The organism is Caballeronia sp. J97 (genome assembly GCF_905220305.1).
GTDB lineage: Bacteria > Pseudomonadota > Gammaproteobacteria > Burkholderiales > Burkholderiaceae > Caballeronia.
The window spans coordinates 65667-83750 of sequence record NZ_CAJMZL010000015.1 but is presented as its reverse complement, the minus strand read 5'-3'; the positions used below and the strand labels follow the sequence as shown (position 1 = coordinate 83750).

Annotated in this window: 18 protein-coding genes; 9 read left to right on the top strand and 9 right to left on the bottom strand. The window is 64.2% G+C overall.

Annotated elements, in window-relative coordinates; genetic code table 11:
* Nucleotides 1-152: 152 nt before the first annotated feature.
* The gene (locus U4Y90_RS19900) at nt 153-1181 is read right to left on the bottom strand and encodes a DUF1839 family protein (protein WP_321797032.1); all 1029 of its coding nucleotides are present in this window, start codon (nt 1179-1181) and stop codon (nt 153-155) included.
* Between the two features lie 378 nt (nt 1182-1559).
* Here U4Y90_RS19900 and U4Y90_RS19895 point away from each other — a divergent pair, with 378 nt between their 5' ends.
* The 4 genes from U4Y90_RS19895 to U4Y90_RS19880 all read left to right on the top strand — a co-directional run bounded on the left by U4Y90_RS19895 (nt 1560) and on the right by U4Y90_RS19880 (nt 5865).
* Nucleotides 1560-2093, top strand: a complete 534-nt coding sequence (locus tag U4Y90_RS19895; RefSeq protein WP_321797031.1) for a GNAT family N-acetyltransferase — start codon at nt 1560-1562, stop codon at nt 2091-2093.
* 232 nt (nt 2094-2325) lie between these two features.
* On the top strand, nt 2326-3477 hold the full coding sequence (locus U4Y90_RS19890; protein WP_321797030.1) for a glycosyltransferase family 4 protein: 1152 nt from the start codon (nt 2326-2328) through the stop codon (nt 3475-3477).
* Between the two features lie 484 nt (nt 3478-3961).
* The gene (locus tag U4Y90_RS19885) at nt 3962-4714 is read left to right on the top strand and encodes a FadR/GntR family transcriptional regulator (RefSeq protein WP_321797028.1); all 753 of its coding nucleotides are present in this window, start codon (nt 3962-3964) and stop codon (nt 4712-4714) included.
* A 158-nt stretch (nt 4715-4872) separates the two neighbouring features.
* Nucleotides 4873-5865 carry a Gfo/Idh/MocA family oxidoreductase gene (locus tag U4Y90_RS19880; protein ID WP_321797027.1) on the top strand — a complete coding sequence of 331 codons (993 nt, stop codon included), beginning with the start codon at nt 4873-4875 and terminating at the stop codon, nt 5863-5865.
* Nucleotides 5866-5901: 36 nt separating this feature from the next.
* On the opposite strand, the gene U4Y90_RS19875 is transcribed toward U4Y90_RS19880, so the two are convergent.
* The 6 genes from U4Y90_RS19875 to U4Y90_RS19850 all read right to left on the bottom strand — a co-directional run bounded on the left by U4Y90_RS19875 (nt 5902) and on the right by U4Y90_RS19850 (nt 10999).
* Nucleotides 5902-6561, bottom strand: coding sequence for an amino acid ABC transporter permease (locus U4Y90_RS19875; protein ID WP_238214326.1), 660 nt, complete (start codon nt 6559-6561; stop codon nt 5902-5904).
* Nucleotides 6562-6701: 140 nt separating this feature from the next.
* Nucleotides 6702-7502 (bottom strand): cystine ABC transporter substrate-binding protein, encoded by an 801-nt coding sequence (locus U4Y90_RS19870; protein WP_321797025.1) that lies wholly within the window; start codon nt 7500-7502, stop codon nt 6702-6704.
* Nucleotides 7503-7616: 114 nt separating this feature from the next.
* Nucleotides 7617-8639 carry a quinone-dependent dihydroorotate dehydrogenase gene (locus tag U4Y90_RS19865; RefSeq protein WP_321797024.1) on the bottom strand — a complete coding sequence of 341 codons (1023 nt, stop codon included), beginning with the start codon at nt 8637-8639 and terminating at the stop codon, nt 7617-7619.
* A 95-nt stretch (nt 8640-8734) separates the two neighbouring features.
* Nucleotides 8735-9562 carry an arginyltransferase gene (locus tag U4Y90_RS19860; RefSeq protein WP_321797023.1) on the bottom strand — a complete coding sequence of 276 codons (828 nt, stop codon included), beginning with the start codon at nt 9560-9562 and terminating at the stop codon, nt 8735-8737.
* A gap of 113 nt (nt 9563-9675) precedes the next feature.
* Nucleotides 9676-10407, bottom strand: coding sequence for a leucyl/phenylalanyl-tRNA--protein transferase (gene aat / locus U4Y90_RS19855; protein WP_321797021.1), 732 nt, complete (start codon nt 10405-10407; stop codon nt 9676-9678).
* Nucleotides 10408-10453: 46 nt separating this feature from the next.
* Nucleotides 10454-10999 carry an NUDIX hydrolase gene (locus tag U4Y90_RS19850; protein WP_321797019.1) on the bottom strand — a complete coding sequence of 182 codons (546 nt, stop codon included), beginning with the start codon at nt 10997-10999 and terminating at the stop codon, nt 10454-10456.
* Nucleotides 11000-11243: 244 nt separating this feature from the next.
* Between U4Y90_RS19850 and glp the strand changes: the two genes are divergently transcribed.
* From glp to moaE, 3 genes are read left to right on the top strand one after another with little or no spacing between them, the layout of a single operon-like run.
* The gene (gene glp, locus U4Y90_RS19845) at nt 11244-12470 is read left to right on the top strand and encodes a gephyrin-like molybdotransferase Glp (RefSeq protein WP_415749388.1); all 1227 of its coding nucleotides are present in this window, start codon (nt 11244-11246) and stop codon (nt 12468-12470) included.
* 13 nt (nt 12471-12483) lie between these two features.
* A complete protein-coding gene (gene moaD / locus U4Y90_RS19840) occupies nt 12484-12741 on the top strand; it encodes a molybdopterin converting factor subunit 1 (protein WP_321797016.1) in 258 nt (85 codons plus the stop codon).
* A 1-nt stretch (nt 12742) separates the two neighbouring features.
* Nucleotides 12743-13216 (top strand): molybdopterin synthase catalytic subunit MoaE, encoded by a 474-nt coding sequence (gene moaE, locus U4Y90_RS19835; protein ID WP_321797014.1) that lies wholly within the window; start codon nt 12743-12745, stop codon nt 13214-13216.
* Between the two features lie 6 nt (nt 13217-13222).
* Here the strand turns inward: moaE and U4Y90_RS19830 are convergent, their stop codons facing one another.
* Nucleotides 13223-13765: a group III truncated hemoglobin gene (locus U4Y90_RS19830; protein ID WP_321797013.1), complete on the bottom strand. Its 543-nt coding sequence runs from the start codon at nt 13763-13765 to the stop codon at nt 13223-13225.
* Between the two features lie 302 nt (nt 13766-14067).
* Here U4Y90_RS19830 and U4Y90_RS19825 point away from each other — a divergent pair, with 302 nt between their 5' ends.
* Both U4Y90_RS19825 and clpB read left to right on the top strand, forming a co-directional pair.
* The gene (locus U4Y90_RS19825) at nt 14068-14577 is read left to right on the top strand and encodes an Rrf2 family transcriptional regulator (protein WP_321797011.1); all 510 of its coding nucleotides are present in this window, start codon (nt 14068-14070) and stop codon (nt 14575-14577) included.
* A gap of 129 nt (nt 14578-14706) precedes the next feature.
* Nucleotides 14707-17304: an ATP-dependent chaperone ClpB gene (clpB, locus tag U4Y90_RS19820; RefSeq protein ID WP_321797009.1), complete on the top strand. Its 2598-nt coding sequence runs from the start codon at nt 14707-14709 to the stop codon at nt 17302-17304.
* A gap of 191 nt (nt 17305-17495) precedes the next feature.
* Here clpB and U4Y90_RS19815 read toward each other — a convergent pair whose 3' ends face one another.
* Complete coding sequence (locus U4Y90_RS19815) at nt 17496-18008, bottom strand: YidB family protein (protein WP_415749387.1); 513 nt, start codon at nt 18006-18008, stop codon at nt 17496-17498.
* Nucleotides 18009-18084: the final 76 nt, after the last annotated feature.

Genomic DNA, 18084 nt, shown 5'->3' with positions numbered 1-18084 from the left:
AATCGTCGTGATGACATCGCGAGGACATTAAAACAAATGGGGATTGCGCAGGTAAGCGATTGAAAAATCCCTTGAAACGGCGGCTCGAATATGTTTTTGCAGCAAGCGTTTGCTGAGACGCGACGTGCAATTCGCGAAGGTCGGCCAAAAGGTCAGCACACGATTTCCGCGAGCGGCGGAATGACGCGTTCGTACGCATCTTCGATCAGGTCGAACGATGTTTCGCAAAGCTCGCGCCGTCCGCGTGAAAGCGCGCGAGCGAGCCGGCACTGCATGACCATCGTCTCGCTCGCGATCTTGCGTGCGCCCGCGTGGGTCTGCACGGGAATATCGAAGCCTTGTTCGCGCATCCATTGCAGATAATGCGCGAGTAGTTCGAAGTTCGCGCCGAGCTGTCTCATCACGTTGAACGCGTAGAGGCGCGCATAGGATTCGCCCCGCGCAATCATCGTTTCGACATGCTCGGGAAACGCCGCGCGCCAGCGTGTGACGGGGTTGTGCAGAGGACGCCGCAACAGATGCGCGCACAGCAGATCAGCCGAGACTTCCGCGAGCGGCGTGCCCGATAGCGGCTCGCGCACACGCTTGACGAATTCGACGTGCGGAAAGAGCGTGGGCTCCGGCATCGCGCCGGAATGCAGGACGCCGTCGTAATCGTCGCCGTCGAGCAGGTGATAACCCGTGTGATGAAAGTAGCCGAGACGCCGCGCATCGGGATCGATCACATCAATGCCGATGGTCGTCTTCGCATGCTCGCGGTGATACGAAGTCGTGCGCATGTCGGGCAGGAAGAACGCATCGACTTCGACGAGCACGATGTTCGCGCGGCGCGTCTGCACGAGCGCGCGTTCCTCGAGCGAATCGAACATCGACAACTCTTGCACCTGCAGACCGTAGAGCTTTTCGATGTCTTCCTGCGGCAGCTTGCCGAGCGTGAACTGATCGGCTTCGAAGTCCTGAGCGACGGTGAACGCAAGCGCGGCGCGCGGTTCGAGCGCGTTGCCGTGCAGAATTTCGATCCACAAATCGACGGGTGCGACCGCTTCACGCCAGATGCGTTCGCCACGATGGAGCGCGTGCGCATGATGGCGCCGCGCCCGCATGCGCAGAGGATCGAGTGACACGACGCGGGAACGACTTGCGCCGGAATCCGTCACACCGCTCGTATGGAACGCGCTCATGCCGTGACCTCGGGCCGGAAAGGCCGGCGTTCGATACCGCGTGCGCGCTGGAGCGGGTGTAGTTCTGGTTGTGCGTCTCTATCGCGTTCGATGGCGGTATGCATTGTGATTTTCCCATGAAGGTGCCGTATTACGCGAGCGCTATCGATTCCGCGCGAGCGCGCACCGCCGCTCCGGTCGAGGGCCGTGGTGCGGTCGCTTTTATCGTCGGGCAGGCGTCCTTTTCCCCGGGACGCCCTTTTGCGTGTGGTCGGGCTTATTTGAAAGGCGCGCGAGGCATGGGTCGGTGCGATGGCGCACTGAATTTAAGCGGGTCGGCACGTAAGGTTTAATCGTCGCAAACGCCGGTTATTACCGGTAAAAGCATGGAGATAATCGATGAACTGGAAGACCCTGGATTTCGAACAACTCACTGCGCGAGAGCTTTATCTGATATTGCGCGCGCGCAGTGCGGTGTTCGTCGTCGAACAGTCGCACGTCCATCTCGACCCCGATGGCCGCGATGAAACCGGCACGCACGTATTCGCCGCCGAAGACATGAGCCGTTCGATGCCCGTGCTCGCCTATGCACGCATTCACGAGGGCGACGCGGAAGATCCGGAAGTCGTGGTGGACAAGATCTTGACGAGCCCGCTGCGTCGCGGCGACGGCACCGCGCATGCGCTGATCGAGCGCGTGCTCGCGGTGAGCGCCGAGCGCTGGCCCGGCCGAGGCGTGCGCCTGACCGCGCCGGTGAGCCTCCGAGGCTTCTACGAGGCGTTCGGCTTTCGCAAGACCGAAGGACCGTTTCTCGAGCACGGCATGCCCTATATCGGTCTGACGAGAAAGAGCCGGCAGCCGCGCGAGGCGATCGGCGCGAGCAAGGCTCAGTTCGCGCCGGGCGAGAACGCCACGACGTACGAATTGCTGTAAGCCATCAGCGACGCGCCGCGTGCATCGCAACCGGCGCGCGCGGCGAAAGCAACCAACGCAGCAGTCAGCAGCATCACAGGCGTGGACCGTCGGGGCATCGAGGCAATAACAAAGCGATAAAAACGCAATAACAACGCGGTCGAGGCGGCGCAGCACGCTTCGAAACGCGCCCTCGAAACAATAAGATCAACGCCGCCGGCGCGTGCCGGCGAGCGTGCAAACAGCCTATCTCATGCGAATAGTCCATCTCGCCAATCACGCGCAGACGATCGGCAACGGCACCGTCAACATGATGGTCGATCTCGCCTGCATGCAGGCGCGCATGGGGCAGGACGTCGTGGTGGCCTCGTCCGGCGGCGGCTTCGAGCCGCTCCTGCGCCGGCACGGCATCACGCATGTTTCGCTGCAGCAGTCGCGGCAGCCGTGGCGCGTGCCGTCGATGATCGCGGGCTTCAATCGTCTCATCGATCGTTTCGATCCCGACATCGTGCACGCGCACATGATGACCGGCGCGCTCATCTCGCGTTTCGGCAGCATGCGGCGACGCTTCGCGCTCGTGACGACGGTGCATCACGAACTGCAGAAGAGCGCAACGCTCGTGCGCGCCGGCGATCGCATGGTGGCCGTGAGCCGCGAGCTCGCACTGGACATGGAGGCGCGCGGCATCGGCCCCGAGCGCATGTCGGTCGTGCTCAACGGCGCGGTGGGGGCGCCGCGGCTCGTGTGCCGGCCAGCGGCGAAGCCGGTGCGGCTGAAGCATCCGAATATCGTCTGCGTGGCGGGCATGTATCGCAGGAAGGGCGTCGCGGATCTCCTGCATGCGTTCGCGCTCGTGCGCGAGAGGTCCGCGAGCGAGCGCGAGTTCATGCCCGAGCCGCATCTGTACCTTGTCGGCGATGGCCCCGATCGCGGCTCGATGGAAGCGCTCGCGGCCGAGCTCGGCATCGCGGAGGTCACGCACTTCACCGGTTTCGTCGCGGACGCGCGGCCATATTTCGCGAGCGCGGACGTGTTCGCGCTTCTGTCGCGTGAAGACCCGAGTCCGCTCGTGATCGCGGAGGCGCGCGAGGCGGGCTGCGCGATCGTCGCGACGCGCGTGGGCGGCATCCCCGACATGCTCGACGACGGCGCGGCCGGCGTGCTCGTGCCCGCCGGCGACATCGCGCAGGCGGCGGCGAAGCTGCACTGGCTGTTGCTCGACCGCCAGGCGCGTGGCCAACTGGCGGTGCGCGCACGCCAAAACCTGCAGCCGCTTTCGGTCGAAAGAGTCTGCAACGACTATATTGCGGTGTATCAGCACACGCTTAACGAGCGCGAAGCGATGCAACGCCGGCAGGTCACGCTCGATACCAGAAACCGTCGAACGACAGATGGCGCGATTTAAGCATAGGGCTGACAAATCGCCCCGCTCGCGCCGTAGCACGGCCTTTTCGTCCAAACCGTCCGATCATACAAAAGGCTCATGCCAGCGGCCTTCCGTTCGCGTTCGCACAGAAAGCCTACGAGATGCTTGCTCAAATGAGTGCATGATCGGTCCAGCGACAACAGAGGGCCGGACAGAACGCACACGCCGCGCTGCGACGCCGCCATTCTTCAGTTTCCCTGATGAATGCCTGCGCGCGCGCGGCGCGAGCGCAACAGATGCACGTGCAGCGGCAAGAAAGAAAAAAAACGAAACAGTGATGCCGAGGTCAGAGGGATTACCCTGTCAGGAAATTCCTCACTGGCATTCGAAGCAACGAAGACGCAACGTATCAAGCACGACGAATGGACCTGTCGGGAACCCGTCGTGCCTTTCGCAGCCCGGGAAGCGAAAGCGATGCGCTCATACACACGGCTACGGAACAGGCGAGAAGGGGAGAAGCGAGATGGATGACAACAAAGAGCGATCGCTGGTGGCGAAGGTCATGGACGGACTCGTCTCAGGGATCGTCGAGCAAAAATATGGCGCGATACTGCCACCGCAGGACATCCTCTCGAAGGAGTTCGACGTGAGCCGCACCGTCATGCGCGAGGCGCTGTCGATGTTGCTTGCGCGGCACATGCTGGACGTGCGGCCGAAAACCGGCACGCGCATTCGTCCGATGAGCGACTGGCGTCTCATCGACGAGGACGTGGTGAGCTGGCGTTTTCGCGCCAAGCCCGATCAGACATTTTTGCGCGATGTAATCGAATTCCGCATGCTGATCGAGCCGCGCGCGGCAGCGCTGGCGGCCGCGCGTGCGACGCCCGACGAGATCGCCGGCATCCGCGACGCGTTCGACACGCTCTCGCGTCTGCAGGTGGGCGAGCCGGAATATCAGGCGGCCGACGAGGTGCTGCACACGCGCATCGTCGCGGCGAGCGGCAACCAGTTCTTTCGTCAGATGACGGCGATCGTGCGCGGCGCGCTGGTGACGGTCAATCCGATCGTCGACGGCATCGAGTCCGTGCGCGAGGCGACGCTCGCGGCGCAGAAAAGCGTCGTCGAGGCGATCGAGGCCAAGGATCCCGCGGCCGCCGAAGCCGCGACGCGCGCGCTCGTCGATCTCGCCGCGGAGGAAGTGGGCCGCGCGTTCTCGCTGGAGCGTGTGAACAGCCAGCCGGCGTCGCCGAACGTGAACGCCTCCGCGGGCGTATGACGCGTTCCCCGCGCATCGGTCGATGGGGCCGATGTGCTGAAAGCATGGAGCCGGGACGCGTCCCGGCTTTTTTCGTCTCTGGCCCGCCGCGCGGATTCGTCATGCGATGCAATCAGGCACAATGCGTCGCACGACGAACATGGCGCACGGAGGCCGGATTGACCGATACGAACATCGACGGAGCAACGATACGCTGGGGGATCGTCGGCGCGGGGCGCATCGCGCGGCGCTTCGCGGACAGTCTCGCCCATGTCGAAGGGGCGCGGCTCGCGGGCGTCTGGTCGCGCCGCGAGGAACCGGCGCGTGCGTTGGCGGAGGCGTTCGATGCGCGCGCATTCGCCGATTTCGACGCGATGCTCGAATCCATCGACGCGCTTTACATCGCGACCTTGCAGGACAGTCATCCGGAGTACGCATTGCGCGCCTTCGCGGCGGGCAAGCCGGTGCTGTGCGAAAAGCCCGCCGCCGTGAATGCGCGTGACCTGCAGCGCATGATCGACGCGGCGCGCGCGGCGAAGCTGCTCTTCATGGAAGCGATGAAGCCGCCGTTCTATCCGCTCTATCGCCGCTTGCGCGAGCATCTGGAGCGCGATCCGATCGGCGAGATCGGGCTGGTGCGCGCGGGCTGCTCGATGGCGAACGTGCCGCTCGATCATCCGTCGTTCTCGCTCGAAGCCGGCGGCGGCGCGCTTCTCGACATCGGCATCTACGAGGCGTTTCTCGCGGTCGACTGGCTGGGCGAGGCGCTCGACGTGCAGACCATCGGCCGGCTCGGTGCGACCGGCGTCGATGTCTTCGCGAGCCTGAACGTGCGCCACGAGCGCGGCATCGCGCAATTGTTCTGCGGACTCGATCTGCAAGGCCGGGGCGACGCGCTCATCGGCGGCACGCTCGGAACGGTGACGATCCACGAGAACTGGTGGAATCCCGCCCGCGCGACGATCGCCTACACGGACGGACGCAAGGTCGAACTCGACGAGCCGTTCTCGGGCGGCGGCCTCAACTACGAAACCGCGCATTTCTGCGCGTTGCTGCGCGCCGGGGAAACCGAAAGCCCGGTGATGCCGCACGCGACGTCGATGCGCATGATCTCGATCATCGACGCCGCGCGGCGCGATCTGCGGCTGCGCTTTCCCTTCGAGACCGACTGATGCGAAAAAGCCGCTCGTCGAGCGGCTTTTTCGATTTCAGTGCCGTCCCGGCAGTGCGAGACGCCGCTCGAAAATGCGCTGCACGAATTCGAGCACGCTGCACAAAATCCAGTAGACGAACGCCGCCGCGAGATAGAGCGGCAGCGGCTGATAGGTCGCCGCGATCACTTCCTGGGCGCTCCGCAAAAGCTCGGTCACGGTGATGACCGATACGAGCGACGTGTCCTTGATCAGACTGATGAGACTGTTCGACAGGCTCGGCACCGCGATGCGCAGCGCCTGCGGCCCGATCACGTAGCGCAGCGTCTGCGTGCGCGACAGCCCGAGGCTGTAGGCCGCGAGCCACTGCCCGGCGTGGATGCCGAGGATCGCGCCGCGCATGCTCTCCGACAAATAAGCGGCGACATTCGCCGACAGCGCGATCACGCCGGCGGGCGTCGGTTCGAGGGAGATGCCGAGGCTCGGCAGGCCGTAGTAGATCACGAAGATCTGCACGAGCAGCGGCGTGCCGCGCATCACGCTGACGTAGAAACGTCCGATCGCGACGAGCGCGCGATTCTGGCTGATGCCCATCAACGCCAGCACGACGGCCGCGATGAGGCCGAAGAACATCGAGTAGAGCGCGAACTTGATCGTCAGCAGCGCGCCTTGCGCCAGCACGGGCGCCGATTGAACGAGCAGGGATGTCGTGGACATGAACGGAAAAGCGGTGAAAGAACGCGTGCGCGGATCGGATCGTCCGATGCGCACAAAGCGCACATCATAAACCGGCAGCGAAAAAGCGAAGGGCGGCATCGCCAGACGATGCCGCCCCGATGGCGCGAAAGCGCGCCGACTTACTTCGCAGGCTTCGTCACGTCGATGCCGAACCACTTGTCCGAGATCTTCGTGAACGTGCCGTCGGCTTCGAGCTGAGTCATCGCGTCGTCGATCGCCTTCGCGAACTTCGGATTGCCCTTCTTGAACGGAATGCCCGACGGATTGCCCGCGCCGACGTTCGCACCCGTGCGCAGCGGCAGTTGCGAATTCTTCAGCAGGTACGCGAGCATCAGGCGGTCGTTGAGCGCGGCGTCGAGACGGCCGGCGGCGAGATCGCGCAGATATTCGGGCGCGCCCGGATACGTCTTCACGTCGATGCCCGGCACCGACTTCGCCATGTCCATATAGTTCGTGCCGAGACCGACGCCGAGCTTCTTGCCCTTCAGTTCTTCGAGCGTCTTGAATTCGCGCTTGTCGTCGCTGCGCTGGATCAGCTGCGCGTTCGAATACGTGTACGCGGGCGAGAAATCGAGCGTCTGCTTGCGCGCATCGGTGATGCCGACCTGATTCACGATCACGTCGAACTTGCCGGCCTGCAAGCCCGCGATGATGCCGCTCCATTCGGTCGTGACGAATTCGGGCTTCACGCCGAGCCTGGCGGCGACCGCCTTGGCGATATCGACGTCGAAGCCGACCAGCTCACCGTTGGGCGCTTTCGAGTTGAACGGCGGGAAAGTGCCTTCGAGACCCACGCGCAGCGTGCCGCGCTGCTTGACCTGATCCAGCAGGTCTTCGGCGTGGGCGGCGGTGGTGACGGCAGTGAATGCCGCACCGATCAGGCTGGCGGCGACGAGCTTCTTGAGCGTGGACAGTTTCATCGTGTTGTTTTCCTCTTGATGAGCACAGCGTCTTTTTTAGATGCGGCGATCATAGTGAAAATGCAATCGCAACGTCATATCGTTTGCTTATGTCTATATGCGGCGTGACGTAATTCACGCGAGCGCTTCGACACACTCCTTCACCAGCGCGGGACCGCGATAGATCAGCCCCGTATAAAGCTGGACCAGCGACGCGCCCGCCGCCAGCTTCGCGCGCGCGTCCTCGCCCGAGAAAATCCCGCCCACGCCGATGATCGGCACGTCGGTCCCGACTTCCGCGCGCAGCTTGCGAATCACTTCGTTGGAAGCATCGAACACGGGTCGCCCGGACAGGCCGCCGGCTTCGTCGCCGTGTTTCATGCCGGTCACGGCGGTGCGCGAGAGCGTCGTGTTGGTCGCGATCACGCCGTCGATCTTGTGAGCCAGCAGCGTGCCCGCGATCGACTTGATCTGCTCGTCGTCGAGATCGGGCGCGATCTTCAGCGCGAGCGGGACCAGCTTGCCGTGCAGATCGGACAGACGCGCCTGCTTTTCCTTGAGCGCGCCCAGCAGCGAATCCAGTTCGCCCGCGCCCTGAAGCTGCCTCAGATTCTTCGTGTTCGGCGACGAAATGTTGATCGTCACATAGCTCGCGAACGGATAGACGCGCTCGAGGCAATAGAGATAGTCCTCGGCGGCGCGCTCGATCGGCGTATCGGCGTTCTTGCCGATGTTCAGGCCCAGCACGCCGCGATAATGCGCGGCCTTCACGTTGTCGACGAACTGATCGACGCCGCCGTTGTTGAAGCCCATCCGGTTGATGATCGCGTTCGCCTCGGGCAACCGGAACATGCGCGGACGCGGATTGCCAGGTTGCGCGCGCGGCGTCACGGTGCCCACTTCGATGAAGCCGAAGCCGAGCGCCGCGAGCCCGTCGATGCACGCGCCGTCCTTGTCGAGTCCGGCCGCGAGACCGACGGGGTTGCGGAACGTGATGCCCATGACGGTGCGGGGCGAATCGGGGCCGCGTGTGGCGAGCATGCCGGCGAGCCCGGTGCGGCCGGCGGCGCCCAGCATGCGCAGCGTCAGGTGATGAGCGTCTTCCGCGTCCATCTTGAAGAGATGCGAGCGCGCGATCGGATAGAGGGAACTGAACACGAAGTGAAAGCCGGCGACGGCGAATTTTTTTAAGACCGCTATTTTAGCGGTTTCGGACGGCGGCCCGGTCCGACTGCGTTCGGTGACTTCCGAGGCTACTTCGGCTGGAGCGGTCCAAGCATGCGCCCGGGCATCGGCAATGTGCCCGCGGATTGCGTGTTCGCGGGATCGAGCAGCGTCCAGCGGCCGTCGACCAGGCCTTCCAGCGGCCGGAAATTCGCCTTGTAGGCCATCTTTTCGCTTTCGCGAATCCAGTAGCCCAAATAGACATGCGGCAAGTCGAGACTCTTCGCCTGCTCGATCTGCCAAAGGATGTTGAACGTGCCGTAGCTGGTCTTTGGCAGATCGGGTTCGAAGAACGTGTACACAGACGAAAGCCCGTCGCCGAGGATGTCGATCATGCTGATCATGCGCAGCTCGCCGGGCTCGTCCGGATGGCCCGGATGCGCGGGCTCGCGGAATTCGACGAGACGCGAATTGATCCGGCTCTGAAGCAGGAACTGCTCGTACTGGTCGCGGCTGTCGCGGTCCATGCCGCCGCCCGCATGACGCGCCGACTGATAGCGCATGTAGAGCGCGTAATGCTCTTCGTCGTAATGCAGCGGCGCGACGCTCGCCACCAGATTGCCGTGCTGCTTCCACACGCGCCGCTGCGCGCGGTTCGGCACGAAGCGCGCGACCGGCACGCGCACCGGCACGCAGGCGCGGCAGCCGTCGCAATACGGGCGATAGGTGAAGACGCCCGAGCGCCGGAAGCCGGCCTTGACGAGTTCGGTGTAGACGTCGGAGTTGATCAGATGGCTCGGCGTGGCGACTTGCGAGCGTGCGACGCGCCCTTCCAGATAGCTGCAAGGGTAGGGCGCTGTTGCATAGAATTGCAGCGCGGAAAGCGGTGACAGCGGCAGCTCGTTCGGATGTGTCACGTTGGCGGCTCTCGCAGGCGTCGTCTCGTCGTTGCCGCCGGCGCGCGAGATTGGCGTCACGCGCGAGGGCGGCTGCAGTTCATGTGTCGCTCGGGGCGTCACGCGTGGAGCGTTCAGCGTGCCAGCACGTCGAGGAGGACGGATTTATCGAAGCGCCAGCCGATCGCCGGTTCCGTCGTCGCCCGTCTGAGATGCGTGACGAACGCGCGGCGTGCGATCTCGCGACCGCCCAACGACGCCAGATGCGACGTGTTCTGCTGGCAGTCTATCATCTCAATTTGATTGCGGCGCAAGTGTCCGACGAGTGCCGCGAGCGCGATTTTCGATGCATCGGTCTTGTGCGCGAACATCGATTCGCCGAAGAACATGCGCCCGAACGAGACGCCGTACAGTCCGCCGACACGCACGCCCCCGTGCCATGTTTCGATGCTGTGGGCGCTGCCCGCGCGATGCAGTGTCGTGTACGCGTCGACGATATCCGAGGTAATCCATGTCCCGCGCTGGCCATCGCGCGGCGTGTCGGCGCAGGCGCGCATCACTGCCGGAAAGTCGTCGTCGACGCGGACTTCCCAGTCCGGATCGCGCACGACACGCTTCAGGGTCTTGCGCAGCGAATCCGACACCTTGAACTCGGCCGGAAACAGCACCATGCGCGGGTCCGGACTCCACCACAGCACGGGCTGGCCGTCCGAATACCACGGGAAGATGCCGCGCCCGTAGGCGTCGATGAGCCGCGAGGGCAGCAGATCCGCACTCGCGGCGAGCAGGCCCGGCGCGCCGCTCGCCGCGCCGAGCGCGCGCTCGACGGGCGGAAAGGGATCGTCGTCGGCGAGCCAGGGAACCATGTTCTCGGGAGGGCGGCGTGCGGTGATGTGTCGGCCAGCGAGGCGATCAGCCGTCGCGCAGCGTGCGGAAGATGTCGCCCGTGTGCAGCGTGTAATTGCCGGCGGCGCGGTCGGCGAAGAAAAAACGCAGCGTCTGTCCGACCGTCGGGAAGGCGATCTCGTCCCACGGAATCTCGCTTTCCTCGAAGAGCTTCACTTCCAGACTCTCTTCGCCGGGATCGACCTCGGTATCGAGCAGCCGCGCGAGATAGAACAGATGCACCTGATGCACGTGCGGCACGTTGAGCAGCGTGAACAGACTCTGGATCTCGACACGCGCGCCCGCTTCCTCGAGCGTTTCGCGCGCGGCGCCTTCGCTCGTCGTTTCCTGCATTTCCATGAAGCCGGCCGGCAACGTCCAGTATCCGTATCGGGGCTCGATCGCGCGCCGGCACAGCAGCACCTTGTCGTCCCACACCGGCACGGTGCCCACGACGTTGCGCGGATTCTGGTAGTGAACGGTGCCACAGTTGTTGCACACGAAGCGCTCGCGGTTGTCGCCGGGCGGAATGGCGAGACCGACCCCGTGGCCGCAGAGGGAACAGAATTTCATGGAAATGGACGTGGGAAGTGTGCTGCGAGTGTATCACCGCACCGCGGCGGCTTTGAGACGCTCAAGTGGATTGCGGTATCAGTCGCGGCGCATGATCGGCCTGCCCGGGACCGAAGGTGCGGCGCCTGCCTTCTCGCTACAATAGTTGATCGGAATTGCAGTGTCCCTTTTCACGATCAGGGCGCCTCGGGCGTCCGAAACGAACCCCATGTCATCCACCCCAGCCGCTTCCAGCCGTTCTCCGATGCTCGCCACCGCCGAGGCGCTCGGCCGTTTGCTCGACGCCGCGCGTCAGGTCGACGCTCGCGAGCGCGTCGACACGCTCGATGCGCTCGGCCGCGTGCTCGCCGCCGACGTGACTTCGCCGCTCGATGTCCCGCCGATGCACACCAGCGCGATGGACGGTTACGCGGTGCGCGCCGCCGATCTCGCCGGCGCGAGCGAAGGCGCGCCGGTCGCGCTGCCGGTCTCGCAGCGCATCCCGGCGGGCCACGCGGCCGCGCCGCTTGCGGCGGGCACGGCCGCGCGCATCTTCACCGGCGCGACCGTGCCGCCCGGCGCGGATACGGTCGTCATGCAGGAGATGGCGCACCTCTCGGACGACGGGCGCGTCGCGTTCGCGCAGACGCCCGCGGCGGGCGAGTGGATCACGCGGCAAGGCGCGGACATCCGGCGCGATTCCGTGATTCTCCCCTCGGGCACGCGCCTCACGCCGCAAGCGCTCGGGCTTGCGGCATCGGTCGGGTGCGCGCAGCTCGATGTCGTGCGGCGCGTGCGCGTCGCGATCTTTTTCACGGGCGACGAGTTGCGCATGCCGGGCGAGCCGCTCGAGCCCGGCGCGATCTACAACTCGAACCGCTTCACGCTGCGCGCGCTGCTCGCGAGGCTCGGCTGCGAGGTGACGGATCTCGGCATCGTGCCGGATCGGCTCGATGCGACGCGCGAAACCTTGCGGCGCGCGGCCACGGACCACGATCTCATTCTGACGTGCGGCGGCGTGTCGGTCGGCGAGGAAGATCACGTAAAGCCGGCGGTCGAGGCCGAAGGGCGCATTTCGATGTGGCAGATCGCGATGAAGCCGGGCAAGCCGCTCGCGTTCGGCGCGGTGCGACGCGGCGATGACGGCGGCGAGGCGTTCTTCATCGGCTTGCCGGGCAATCCGGTTTCGAGCTTTTGCACTTTTTTGCTGTTCGTGCGGCCGTTTCTGTTGCGGCTCGCGGGCGTGACGAACGTCGCGCCGCGCGTCTATTCGATGCGCGCCGACTTCGCCCAGAAAAAAGGCGACCGGCGCAATGAATTCCTGCGCGCGCGGGTGAACGAATCGGGCGGGCTCGATCTCTTCGAGAATCAGAGTTCGGCCGTGCTGACATCGACCGTGTGGGGCGACGGTCTCATCGACAATCCGCCCGATCATGCGATCAGCGCAGGCGAGATCGTGCGCTTCATCCCATTTTCAGAACTGACGCGGTAAGGACGAGCCGGACATGAAAGTCGAACTGAGGTTTTTTGCGAGCGTGCGCGAAGCGCTGGGCGTCGCGAACGAGACGGTCAGCGTGCCGGACACGGTGGTCAATGTCGGCGACGTGCGCGCCTGGCTGCGCCTGCGCGGCGGTGTGTGGGCAGAGGCGCTCGCGGAAGGCCGCGCGTTGCGCATGGCCTGCAATCACGTGATGACGAATCCGTCGCAGCGCATCACCGAGGGCTGCGAAGTCGCGTTTTTTCCGCCGGTCACGGGTGGTTGAGATGAGCGCGCGTTCCAAGATTCGCGTCCAGGAGGCCGATTTCGACATCAGCGCGGAAGTGGCCGCGCTGCGCGCCGACAATCCGAAGGTGGGCGCGGTCGCGTGCTTCGTCGGCACCGTGCGCGACCTGAACGAGGGCAGCGCCGTTGAAACGATGGAACTCGAACATTACCCCGGCATGACGGAAAAATCGCTCGAAGCGATCGCCGATCAGGCGCGCGAGCGCTGGCGCGGCTCGGACGTGCTGATCGTGCATCGGGTGGGCAAACTGAAGCCGCTCGACCAGATCGTGCTCGTCGCGACCACGGCGATGCATCGCGCGGAGGCGTTCGAATCGTGCGCTTTCGTCATGGACTACCTCAAGACGCAAGCGCCGTTCTGGAAGAAGGAAAAGACGGAAGCGGGCGAGCGCTGGGTCGATGCGCGCGAATCCGACGATGCGGCGCTCGGGCGCTGGCAACGCGAGCGCTCCTGACCGGCGTCAATTCTCGTCGGCGGATTTCCCGATGAACTTGGCCGGAAACGGCTCGGCGTCCGGACGTTCGGGAAAGCGCGGCTCGGGTGCGTCACCGGTGCGCTGACGCTTGAGCGCGGCGAGCAATGCCTGCTGTTCCGCGGGAATCTGATAATCCCAGCCGAACTTGCTGAGCTGAAGACTCTGCGCGATGCGCAGCGCTGGCTCCATGAACTGCACGGCGGCGGCCGGCTCGTAGCGCGACTCGACGGTGTTCAGAAACAGCGACAGCCAGCGCGCGAAGTGACGCGGCTCGATATCGTCGATCGGGCGATGCGCTTCCTGCACGTTCCCCCGATATTGCTTCGAACCGAGCACGAGGCTCGACCAGAAGGTCGTCATCTTGGCGAGATGCTCGTCCCAGCGGCCGGTGAGCGCGCGCGTGAAGATCGGGCCGAGTAGCGGATCGTCGTCGACGCGGCAATAGAAGGCTTCGACCAGCGCGCGGATGTTGGCTTCGCTGGGCTCTCGTTCTCGCGGCGCGTCGGTGTCGGAGTGTTCGGGGTTCATGTCGATGGGTCAAGCAAAGGGCGTGACGATCAGATATTTTGCTGACGAAGCATATCAAGATGACGCAAAATGTTGCTTTTGCGCCTGAACCAGATTCACGCGGCCTCGTTGTACGAATCGCATGGTCGTTCTTCCCCGATTCCGTGCGTCCCGGTCACACCGCCTGCGGGCGGCGCGCCGATGTTAAGTCAGCCGCGTCTGTTCGTGTCATCGTCCTCTGTCTTTACGCGGACTTTTTGACGATACGCACGTCCCGTCGAATCCCCGATGCGTTTTGCATTCAACTCTCTTCGCGCGAGATCATGCGACTTACCGATTACACCGATTATTCGCTGCGCGTCCTGCTCTATCTCTGCGTTCGACCTTCCGGTCTTTCGACGATTCAGGAAATCTCGGACGCCTACGGCATCTCCAAAAATCACCTGATGAAAATCGTCCAGCAGCTCGGCGAGCTCGGCTGGGTCGAGACCGTGCGCGGCCGCAACGGCGGGCTGCGGCTCGCCTCGCGGTCGAGGGAGCTGACGATCGGCGATATCGTGCGCAAGACCGAGAGCGATTTTTCGATCGTGGGCTGCTTCGCGACTCAGGACACCGATCAGGCAGGCACACCGCAGCTGCGCTGCGTGATTCAGCCGAGCTGCCGGCTGCGCGGCGTGCTGGCGGCCGCGCGCGACGCTTTTCTCGCTGAGCTCGACAAGCATACGGTCGGCGAACTCGCGCATCCCGCGAACGATCTCGCGCGGCTGCTCGGCATCGTCAGCATCGCGCCGATGACGCCGGGCGGATTCGCGCCGGCCGCGGGTCCATCCTGAGCGCGTACGGAGACGGTCGCCGCGGTCATTGTCGAAGAGCAAAAAAGTGCACTTAATGAGCTAAACAATGCTTGAAAGTGACAAAAAGCGCCTCATTTTGAACGTATTCAGAATTGGAGCTTTTAAAAAATGAGAATCGACAAACTCACCACCAAATTCCAGGAAGCGCTGTCCGACGCGCAGAGCCTGGCAGTCGGACGTGACAATCAGTACATCGAGCCTGTGCATCTGCTTGCGGCGCTGATCGCGCAGCAGGACGGCTCCGCGCGCTCGCTTCTGTCGCACGCGGGCGTGCAGGTTCAGGCGCTGCAGACATCGCTGAACGAAGCGATCAACCGCCTGCCGCAAGTTCAGGGCACGGACGGCAATGTTCAAGTGAGCCGCGAGCTCGCAGGTCTGCTGAATGCCGCCGACAAGGAAGCGCAGAAGCTCAACGACACCTACATCGCGAGCGAGATGTTCCTGATCGCCGTCGCGGACGATCGCGGCGAAGCCGGCCGGCTCGCGAAGCAGCACGGCTTGTCGCGCAAGGCGCTCGAAGCGGCGATCAACGCCGTGCGCGGCGGCGCGCAGGTCAACAGCCAGGACGCGGAGAGCCAGCGCGAGGCGCTCAAGAAATACACCGTCGATCTGACCGAACGCGCCCGCGCGGGCAAGCTCGATCCGGTGATCGGCCGTGACGACGAAATTCGCCGCTCCATTCAGATCCTGCAACGCCGTACGAAGAACAATCCGGTGCTGATCGGCGAGCCGGGTGTCGGCAAGACGGCGATCGTCGAAGGGCTGGCGCAGCGTATCGTCAACGGCGAAGTGCCGGAAACGCTCAAGGGCAAGCGCGTGCTGTCGCTCGACATGGCCGCGCTGCTCGCGGGCGCAAAGTATCGCGGCGAGTTCGAGGAGCGCCTGAAGGCCGTGCTGCACGACATCGCGAAGGACGAAGGGCAGACCATCGTCTTCATCGATGAAATTCACACGATGGTCGGCGCGGGCAAGGCCGAAGGCGCGATGGACGCGGGCAACATGCTCAAGCCGGCGCTCTCGCGCGGCGAGCTGCATTGCATCGGCGCGACAACGCTCGACGAATACCGCAAGTACATCGAGAAGGACGCGGCGCTCGAGCGGCGTTTCCAGAAAGTGCTCGTCGACGAACCGTCGGTGGAAGCGACCATCGCGATCCTGCGCGGCTTGCAGGAAAAGTACGAGCTGCATCACGGCGTCGAGATCACCGATCCCGCGATCGTCGCGGCGGCGGAATTGTCGCATCGCTATATCACGGACCGCTTTTTGCCGGACAAGGCCATCGATCTGATCGATGAAGCGGCGTCGCGCATCAAGATGGAAATCGATTCGAAGCCCGAAGAGATGGACAAGCTGGACCGTCGTCTCATTCAGTTGAAGATCGAGCGCGAAGCCGTCAAGAAGGAGAAGGACGAGGCTTCGCAGAAGCGTCTGCAACTGATCGAAGAGGAAATCGAGCGGCTCAATCGCGAGTATTCGGACCTCGAAGAAATCTGGACCGCCGAGAAGGCAGCGGTGCAGGGCAGCGCGCAACTGAAGGAAGAGATCGAGAAGGTGCGTGCGGACATCACGCGTCTGCAGCGCGAAGGCAAGCTGGAGAAGGTCGCGGAACTGCAGTACGGCAAGCTGCCGGAACTCGAAGCGCGTCTGAAGCAAGTGACGCAGGCCGAGTCGCAGGAGCAGAACAACCCCACGCGTCCGCGTCTTTTGCGCACGCAGGTCGGCGCCGAGGAAATCGCGGAAGTCGTATCGCGTTCCACCGGCATCCCTGTCTCGCGGATGATGCAGGGCGAGCGCGAGAAGCTGTTGCAGATCGAGAGCAAGCTGCACGAGCGTGTGATCGGGCAGGACGAAGCGATCGGCGCGGTGGCGGACGCGATTCGCCGTTCGCGCGCGGGTCTGTCGGACCCGAACCGTCCGTATGGCTCGTTCCTGTTCCTGGGGCCGACGGGCGTCGGCAAGACGGAACTGTGCAAGGCGTTGGCTGCGTTCCTGTTCGATTCGGAAGATCACCTCATCCGCATCGACATGAGCGAGTTCATGGAGAAGCACAGCGTCGCGCGGCTGATCGGCGCGCCGCCGGGATATGTCGGTTACGAGGAAGGCGGTTATCTGACCGAAGCGGTGCGTCGCAAGCCGTACAGCGTGATTCTGCTCGACGAAATCGAGAAGGCGCACCCGGACGTGTTCAACGTGCTGCTGCAAGTGCTCGACGACGGCCGCATGACCGATGGCCAGGGCCGCACCGTCGACTTCAAGAACACGGTGATCGTGATGACCTCCAACCTCGGTTCGCAAGTCATTCAGGGCATGGTCGGCGAGCCGCAGGAAAAGGTGAAGGACGCCGTGTGGGAAGAAGTGAAGCTGCACTTCCGGCCGGAATTCCTGAACCGTATCGACGATGTCGTCGTGTTCCATGCGCTCGATCGCACGAACATCGAGTCCATCGCGAGGATCCAGTTGCAGCGTCTGCATGAGCGGCTCGCCAAGCTCGACATGCAACTCGATGTGTCCGAAACGGCGCTCGAGCAGATCGGCAAGGTGGGCTACGACCCACTGTTCGGCGCGCGGCCGCTGAAGCGCGCGATTCAGCAGGAGATCGAGAATCCGGTCGCCAAGCTGATTCTCGCGGGACGGTTCGGGCCGAAGGACGTCATTCCGGTCGATGTGCGGGAAGGGAAGTTCGTGTTCGATCGCGTCGTGCATTGAGCGCGGTCGGGTCGCCCGATTGTCGGGCGACCGGTTTTGTACTGAAGGGCAACGGAGCGATTCGTTGCCCTTTTTTGTATTCGTAACACCTGCATCGAGGGCATGACGCGCAAGCTCGCTGCCCGCTGAAAAGCAAAAGCCCCGCGCGGCGCGACGCCTGCGGGGCTTTCGATGCAATGCCGAAAGCGCGCTCAGCCCTGCTTCGGCTCGTCGTTCTTGCCGAACATCCCGGCGAGGCCGCCAAGCGAGCCCAGCACGCCGTTCAGATCGAGCTGGCCTTCGGCAGGCACTTCGCCGTTCGGCGTCGCGCGATCGACGATATGCGGCAGCACCGCCGCGAGCATGCCCGAGAGCTGATCGCCCGAGACGCCGGCCTTCTGGGCGAGCGCGCCGACGTTGTCCTGGCCGAGCACGTTCGTGAGCGTGTCGGGGCTGATGGGCTTGTTCTCACCGGTGCCGATCCACGACTGGACCACGTCGCCCGCGCCGTGCTGCTGGAAGCGCTGGATCAGGCCCATGAGACCGCCGGGCTGGCTGTTGACGAATGCGAGCGCCGCCGCGATCAGCGCAGCCTGGCCGGACTGGGCTGGCTGGCCGCCTTGTTGTTGCGACGAATTGCCGAGGGTGGAGGCGAGAATATCGAGTAGGCTCATGGCAGTCTCACTACGAGAGGTTGCGGGGTGGGTTTGCTCGCGCTGCCGCATGCGGTTAGGAACCGGACGGAGCGGCGCGAGCATCGGCCGCGAGCGGCCGTTCAACGATGGTCATACGAAGGCACAT